This window comes from Streptomyces sp. NPDC051173, from assembly GCF_040689515.1.
Taxonomy (GTDB): Bacteria; Actinomycetota; Actinomycetes; order Streptomycetales; family Streptomycetaceae; genus Streptomyces.
On record NZ_JBFBBD010000140.1, the window covers coordinates 1 to 6,461 of the forward strand.

Consider the following 6,461-nt stretch of genomic DNA (forward strand, 5'->3'; position numbering starts at 1 on the left):
CTCCCAGCGGTAGCTGGGGGAGCTCCCGCCGCAGGCGGCAACGGACCTGCACGTCGGGGTCTGGGGCAGCGCCCCAGTTTCGGGAAGGGGCGGGGTAGGGGAACAAAGCGCCGCAGGCGCCGACCGACCCGCAGCCGGGGGGCTGGGGCGCGTGCCCCAGTTCGGGGAGGGGCGGGGCTGGGGAAAGAGCCCGCCGCAGGCGTCAACCGGCCCGCAGACGAGGGGGCTGGGGCGCAGCCCCCCCCCGCGGCGGAGCCGCAGATCAGACGCCGCCAAGAGGGGGCCGGCGCCGGCCCGCAGCGAACCGGGCCGGGCCCCATGGCGGTGCCTACCAGGCGAACGCCTCCGGCGACCGCCCCGGTCCCGGGAAGATCTCGTCGAGTTCCGAGAGCAGGTCGTCCGACAGACGGAGCTCACCCGCCCGCAGGGCGGACGCGAGTTGGTCCGTCGTGCGGGGGCCGACGATGGGGCCGGTGACGCCGGGCCGGGTGAGGAGCCAGGCCAGGGCCACCTCGCCGGGTGCGAGGCCGTGCTTGTCGAGGAGGTCCTCGTAGGACTGGATCCGGTCACGGAAGGCCGTGTTCGCGAGCGCGTCCGCCGACCGCCCGGGGGCGGAGGTTCCGTCGCGTTCCTTGCGCAGGACGCCGCCGAGGAGGCCGCCGCCCAGCGGTGCCCAGGGGATGACGCCGAGGCCGTACGCCTGCGCGGCCGGGATGACCTCCATCTCGGCGCGCCGCTCGACGAGGTTGTAGTGGCACTGCTCGCTGACGAGGCCGAGCGCGTTGCGCCGCCTCGCCGCCTCGTTGGCCTGGGCGATGTGCCAGCCGGCGTGGTTCGACGAGCCCACGTAGAGGATCTTGCCCTGCTGGATCAGGACGTCCATGGCCTGCCAGATCTCGTCCCACGGCGTGCTGCGGTCGACGTGGTGGAACTGGTAGAGGTCGATGTGGTCCGTTTGCAGCCGCTTGAGGCTGGCGTCGACGGCGCGGCGGATGTTCAGGGCGGACAGATGGTCACGGTTGGGCCAGACCGGGCCGTCGGGGCCCATGTGGCCGAAGAGCTTGGTGGCGAGGACGACCTTGTCGCGCCGCTCGCCGCCCTTGGCGAACCAGGTGCCGATGATCTCCTCGGTGCGGCCCTTGTTCTCGCCCCAGCCGTAGACGTTGGCGGTGTCGAAGAGGTTGATGCCCGCGTCGAGCGCGGCGTCCATGATGGCGTGGCTGTCCGCCTCGTCCGTCCGGGGACCGAAATTCATCGTCCCCAGCACGATCCGGCCGACCTTGAGCCCCGTGCGTCCGAGCTGCGTGTACTCCATGGGCACCAGCCAACGCCTTCGAGTGCGCTCCGATCAAGGGCGACCCGCGCCCGTACGTCTTTACGGGCGGCCCGCGTAGGGCGCGCCGACGCCCCACGCCTGGTGCATCGCGTCGGCGAACGTGGCGGCGATGCGGTGCTCGCCGGAGGCGCTGGGGTGGGTGCCGTCGTGGGTGTCGCCGTCGATGTCCCAGCCCCGCGGGTGGGAGGCCAGGAGCAGGGGCGAGCCGGGGGCGTCGAGGTCGGCGACCGTCTTGCCGAGCAGCTCGTTGAACCGCTCGACCTCGGCGGCGAAGGCGGGGTCGGCCAGGGCCCGCACGTTGGGGATGACGGGCATCAGCACGGCCCGTACGCGCGGATTCGCCTCGCGGGCCCCGGCGACGAACCGGCGGACGTTCTCGGTGGTCTGCTCGGCGCCGGTGTAGAAGCCGAGGTCGATCAGGCCGAGCGAGACCAGCAGCGTGTCGGCCTTCCCGGCCCGCACGGCGTCCTTGATCAGCGGGGCCATGTGCTGCCAGCCCTCGCCCCACCCGGCGAGGTGCGCCCGCGCGCGCTCGGGGAAGTCCGGGTCGCCGTAGTCGAGGGAGACGGGCGCGTCGGAGGCCGGCTCGTACAGCTCCTTGCGCGGCCCGACGATCCGGTACGGGCCGCCGTAGGAGGCGTTGAGGTGCTGCCACATGCGGTAGCGCCAGGTGAGGTCACCGGCGCTACCGATCGTCATGGAGTCGCCGACGAACATGATCCGCATGTACCCATCATCCCGCACGGGGCGCGGCTCCCTCTCCGGAGGGAATCGGCACGGCCATTCCGCCGGGCCGCCGCGGTTCGGAGGCGGTGCGCCCGCGCGCGGGCCGAAGACTCGTACCGCTGATCAGCCACGCGGTACGAGGGAAGGGACACTGCCCATGTTCGAGGACACCGACGCCTTCAGCAGCTTCGCGGTGAACGACACCGGACGCGCCAAGGAGTTCTACGGCACGACGCTCGGCCTGCGGCTGTCCGAACAGTCCATGGCGGGTCAGACCTTGCTCACGCTCCGGCTCGCGGGCGGCGGGACCGTCCTGATCTACCCCAAGGAGAACCACACCCCGGCGTCGTTCACCGTGCTCAATTTCCCTGTGGACGACATCGACAGGGCTGTGGACGAACTCGGCCGCCGCAGCGTGACCTTCGAGCGCTACCCCGGGTTCCACCAGGACGAGAAGGGCATCGCGCGCGACGGCGGCCCGCGGATCGCCTGGTTCACCGATCCCGCGGGCAATGTCCTGTCCGTGCTCCAGGCGGGCTGATGTCCGCGGCGGAACCGCCGGCGCCCGTCCAGCGGTCCATGTGGTGGCGCTGTCTCCTCGGCGGCCTGGCGCTGTGGGTGCTCGCCCTCGTCGTCACCTACGCCACGCAGAACACGAACCTGCTGCCCACCCTCATCCTGCTGGGCAGCTTCCTGATCCCCTTCTGCTTCGCCCTGTGGGCCTACGAGAAGGAACGCGGGCTCGGGCTGGACGTGCTGCTCGGCTGCTTCGTCGTCGGCGGCGTGCTGGGGGTGCTCGGTGCGTCCGTCCTGGAGTATTACCTGCTGCACCCCTCGCTGTGGCTCTTCCTCGGCGTCGGCCTGATCGAGGAGGCGGTGAAGGCGGCCGCCCTGATGTTCGTGCTGCGCCGCCACCGCGAGATCCGCGGCCTGCGCGCCGGGCTCGTGCTCGGCGCCGCGGTCGGCTTCGGCTTCGCCGCCTTCGAGAGCGCCGGCTACGCCTTCAACGCGCTCTTCACCCTGCACGGGATGTCGCTGCGCGGCCTGGTCGAGACGGAGATCCTGCGCGGGCTGCTGGCCCCCTTCGGACACGGCCTGTGGACGGCGATCCTGGGCGGCGCCCTGCTGGCCGACCGCGAGGCCGGGCACTTCCGCCTCACCGGCCGGGTCCTCGGCACATACGTGGGTGTCTCGGTGCTGCACGCCCTGTGGGACTCGGTCAGCGGCATCGCCGTCTGGCTGGTGTACGTCCTGACGGCGACCCCTCAGCAGAACGCGCTGTTCGACCACGGCTACATCCCGCGCCCGACGGGCGAGCAGAGGCACCTCTACACGCTGTTCTCCGACGGCGGCCTCGTCGTGGTGGCCCTGCTGGGTGTGGCATGGCTGCTGTCGGTGGCGCGGGGGTCGCGGCGGCGGTGACGGGCGGCCGTGTGGACGGTGTGGAGACGGCGGTACCCGGCGCCCATCGCGCCGGGTACCGCCGGGTTCACGGGAGGATCAGCTGTCGGTCCAGCCGTAGTTCACCACGTAGCCGTGGCCGCCGCAGTCACCTCTGAAGATCCAGTAGCCGGGGCCGACCCACGCCCCGTACAGCCAGGTGCCGTCGGAGCACTGGGTCCACGACTGCGTACTGCCGTAGTCCACGCGGCAGTTGGCGGTCCAGACGGTGCCCGAGTTGCGGAAGCTGTCGCAGGACGAGACGTGTGCGGGTGCGGCGGAGGCCGCGGTCGCGCCTCCCACCATCCCGCCGGCTGCGAGGAGCGAGGATACGGCGGCGTACGTCAAGCGGCGTTTCATGTGCTTCATGACTTCCCCTCCCGAGCGACGCTGTATTGGTCGGACGTGAACCTATAGGCGCCGGGCCCGGGTTGAAGCGCGGAAATTCGCCAACCTGTTCACCGGGGAAATGGATCAGGCCCGGATCCTGGGAATCCGGGCCTCACAAAAGGGGCTGGCTATGATCGGCTTCCGGGCTCCTCCTTCTCCAGTCGGGCCAGTTCGCGGAGCAGGGCGGCGATGGCCTGCTCCTTTTCGGAAGCGGAACGCTTCCGGTCCGAACGCGCGGTTTCGATCTTGCTTTGGAGAAAGGCGCGTTCCGCTTCCCGGTCCCGTGGCGCGCGGGCGGTTTCACGCGCGAATTCCTCCCGCATGTCGGCGACCGGGGGCGGCTCCTCCGATTCCGGTTCCTCTGATTCAGGTTCGTCCGGCCGACGGTCGCGCGGCGGTCCGCGGCGGCGTAGTCGTACTGATGGATCAGGTCGTACCGCTGGGCGGCCTGATTCCAGAGCAGCGCCTGATTGCGCCAACTTCCCGGTGCGAGCTGCCAGGTGCTGTTCCACACACCCAGAACCTGGTAGTTCTGACCGTGCGCGGACCTGGTCATCAGATAGGCGCCGAGGGAGGGCCACGGAATGTCGATCTGCCAGTGGTCGTCGCGCGCCCAGTCGAAGACCTTGAAACGCGGAGCGTCCTGGGAGCAATAGGAGACGAATGCCTCAAGGTCCTTGCCCGCCCTGTTCATGGCGGTGAGATAGAGCCACGTATTGACATTTCCACCGGGCGAGGTCGGGCAGACGACTTCCCAATAGAGGGAGGTGCCCTGGGCGAATCCGGTCTTGAACGGCGTGTCGTAGAAGACGCCGTAGCCGACGCCGCCGGGCGTCGGGGCGTCCGCGCGGTCACGCAGCCCGAGGGCCGCCTCGCCGAGCCGGCCCGCCAACTCGGCCAGCGGCGCCTGCCGTTCGGTCGCGCTCAGCGTGAGGTGCGTACGGGCCATGAGGAAATGGTGCGGGTTCACCCGAAGGTGGCGTTCCTGGGAGGCTGGCTGCTGTGTCGGCTGCTTTGGTTACTTCCGCCGCCGCCTCCGCCGCCTCCCAGGAACGGGACGGGTCAGAGGCGTTCGATCACGTAGTCCACGCAGACCGTCAGCGCCTCGACGTCCGACGGCTCGATCGCCGGGAACATCGCCACGCGCAGCTGGTTCCGGCCCAGCTTGCGGTACGGCTCGGTGTCCACGATGCCGTTCGCCCGCAGCGTCTTCGCGACCGCCGCCGCGTCCACCTCGTCGGAGAAGTCGATCGTGCCGATGACCTGCGACCGCTTGGCCGGGTCGGTGACGAAGGGGGACGCGTACGGCGACTTCTCCGCCCAGGCGTAGAGCCGCGAGGAGGAGTCGGCGGTCCGGGCGACCGCCCAGTCCAGGCCGCCCTGCCCGTTGATCCACTCCAGCTGCTCGTTGAGCAGGAAGAGGGTGGAGAGGGCGGGGGTGTTGTACGTCTGGTTCTTCAGCGAGTTGTCGATCGCGGTCGGCAGCGAGAAGAACTCGGGGATGTGCCGGCCGGACGCGTGGACGCGCGCCGCGCGCTCCAGGGCCGCCGGGGAGAACGCGGCCAGCCACAGCCCGCCGTCGGCGGCGAAGGACTTCTGCGGGGCGAAGTAGTAGACGTCGCTCTCGGCGATGTCCACGGGCAGCCCGCCCGCGCCGGACGTGGCGTCCACCAGCACGAGCGCGCCCGCGTCGGCACCCGCCACGCGCCGGACCGGCGCCGCGACACCGGTGGACGTCTCGTTGTGCGTGAAGGCGTAGACGTCCACACCCGCCTCGGCCTGCGGCTCAGGGTGCGTGCCCGGCTCCGACGCGATGACCGTCGGCTCCTCCAGCCACGGTGCGAGCTTTGCCGCTTTCGCGAACTTCGAGGAGAACTCGCCGAAGGAGAGGTGCTGCGACCTGGTCTCGATGAGCCCGTGCGTCGCGATGTCCCAGAAGGCGGTGGACCCGCCGTTGCCGAGGATCACCTCATAGCCCTCGGGCAGCGAGAACAACTCCCGGACGCCGTCCCGCACCTTGCCCACCAGGTTCTTGACCGGGGCCTGGCGATGAGACGTACCGAGCAGTGAGCTCCCGGTGGCGGCGAGGGCACCGAGCGCCTCCGTCCGCACCTTGGAGGGGCCCGCGCCGAAGCGTCCGTCGGCGGGCTTGATGTCAGCGGGGATCTGGATATCAGCCACGGTTGCAGGGTAGCGGCATGGGGTCTTGGGGTTGGGGGTGGTCCAGCGGATGAGATTTTCGGGGGTGCGGGTTTGTGTGTGGCTGGGGTGGGTTCGCCCTTCGGGCGTGGCCTCAATCGCCGGCCGGGCTGGGTTTGTGGCTGGGCCGGGGGTGTGGCCTCCGGGCTGAGGACCTGGAACGCGGTGCATGGCGCCGCCCTGCGCATTGGGTGCCGTGACGACGCACCGCGTTCCAGAACCTCACCCTCCGGCCCCACCCCCTCCGCCGGAGGGCAAGTTGAAGGCCGGTGGGCGCGCCGTTCTCTTCTGCTCCTTTCCGCCGGGCACGCCGTTCTTTTCCTTTTCCGCCGGGTGCGCCGCTCTTTCTTTTCAGCCCGTTGGGGGCACC

At 70.5% G+C, this 6,461-nt stretch carries 7 protein-coding genes; 2 read left to right on the forward strand and 5 right to left on the reverse strand.

The window, feature by feature from the left end; genetic code table 11:
• Nucleotides 1-328: 328 nt before the first annotated feature.
• On the reverse strand, nucleotides 329-1,315 hold the full coding sequence (locus AB0435_RS33700; protein WP_366007690.1) for an aldo/keto reductase: 987 nt from the start codon (nucleotides 1,313-1,315) through the stop codon (nucleotides 329-331).
• A 60-nt stretch (nucleotides 1,316-1,375) separates the two neighbouring features.
• Nucleotides 1,376-2,062, reverse strand: a complete 687-nt coding sequence (locus AB0435_RS33705) for a GDSL-type esterase/lipase family protein (RefSeq protein WP_366007692.1) — start codon at nucleotides 2,060-2,062, stop codon at nucleotides 1,376-1,378.
• 157 nt (nucleotides 2,063-2,219) lie between these two features.
• On the opposite strand from AB0435_RS33705, the gene AB0435_RS33710 reads away from it, so the two are divergent.
• Both AB0435_RS33710 and AB0435_RS33715 read left to right on the forward strand, forming a co-directional pair.
• A complete protein-coding gene (locus tag AB0435_RS33710; protein ID WP_366428695.1) occupies nucleotides 2,220-2,603 on the forward strand; it encodes a VOC family protein in 384 nt (127 codons plus the stop codon).
• On the forward strand, nucleotides 2,603-3,484 hold the full coding sequence (locus AB0435_RS33715; protein WP_366428696.1) for a PrsW family intramembrane metalloprotease: 882 nt from the start codon (nucleotides 2,603-2,605) through the stop codon (nucleotides 3,482-3,484). Before AB0435_RS33710 ends, AB0435_RS33715 begins: the two co-directional genes overlap by 1 nt.
• Before the next feature lie 78 nt (nucleotides 3,485-3,562).
• Here the strand turns inward: AB0435_RS33715 and AB0435_RS33720 are convergent, their stop codons facing one another.
• From AB0435_RS33720 to serC, 3 genes are all read right to left on the reverse strand, one after another.
• Nucleotides 3,563-3,871, reverse strand: coding sequence for a hypothetical protein (locus AB0435_RS33720; RefSeq protein ID WP_366007698.1), 309 nt, complete (start codon nucleotides 3,869-3,871; stop codon nucleotides 3,563-3,565).
• 133 nt (nucleotides 3,872-4,004) lie between these two features.
• Entirely contained in the window at nucleotides 4,005-4,841 is an 837-nt protein-coding gene (locus AB0435_RS33725) for a hypothetical protein (protein WP_366428697.1), read from the reverse strand.
• A 113-nt stretch (nucleotides 4,842-4,954) separates the two neighbouring features.
• Nucleotides 4,955-6,073 carry a phosphoserine transaminase gene (gene serC / locus AB0435_RS33730; protein WP_366007700.1) on the reverse strand — a complete coding sequence of 373 codons (1,119 nt, stop codon included), beginning with the start codon at nucleotides 6,071-6,073 and terminating at the stop codon, nucleotides 4,955-4,957.
• Between the last annotated feature and the right edge of the window lie 388 nt (nucleotides 6,074-6,461).

What these genes read in the sequence shown, in the direction of transcription:
- AB0435_RS33700 (WP_366007690.1), bottom strand. Translation starts at nt 1,315, where the DNA reads ATGGAGTACACGCAGCTCGGACGCACGGGGCTCAAGGTCGGCCGGATC.
- AB0435_RS33705 (WP_366007692.1), bottom strand. Translation starts at nt 2,062, where the DNA reads ATGCGGATCATGTTCGTCGGCGACTCCATGACGATCGGTAGCGCCGGT.
- AB0435_RS33710 (WP_366428695.1), top strand. Translation starts at nt 2,220, where the DNA reads ATGTTCGAGGACACCGACGCCTTCAGCAGCTTCGCGGTGAACGACACC.
- AB0435_RS33715 (WP_366428696.1), top strand. Translation starts at nt 2,603, where the DNA reads ATGTCCGCGGCGGAACCGCCGGCGCCCGTCCAGCGGTCCATGTGGTGG.
- AB0435_RS33720 (WP_366007698.1), bottom strand. Translation starts at nt 3,871, where the DNA reads ATGAAGCACATGAAACGCCGCTTGACGTACGCCGCCGTATCCTCGCTC.
- AB0435_RS33725 (WP_366428697.1), bottom strand. Translation starts at nt 4,841, where the DNA reads ATGGCCCGTACGCACCTCACGCTGAGCGCGACCGAACGGCAGGCGCCG.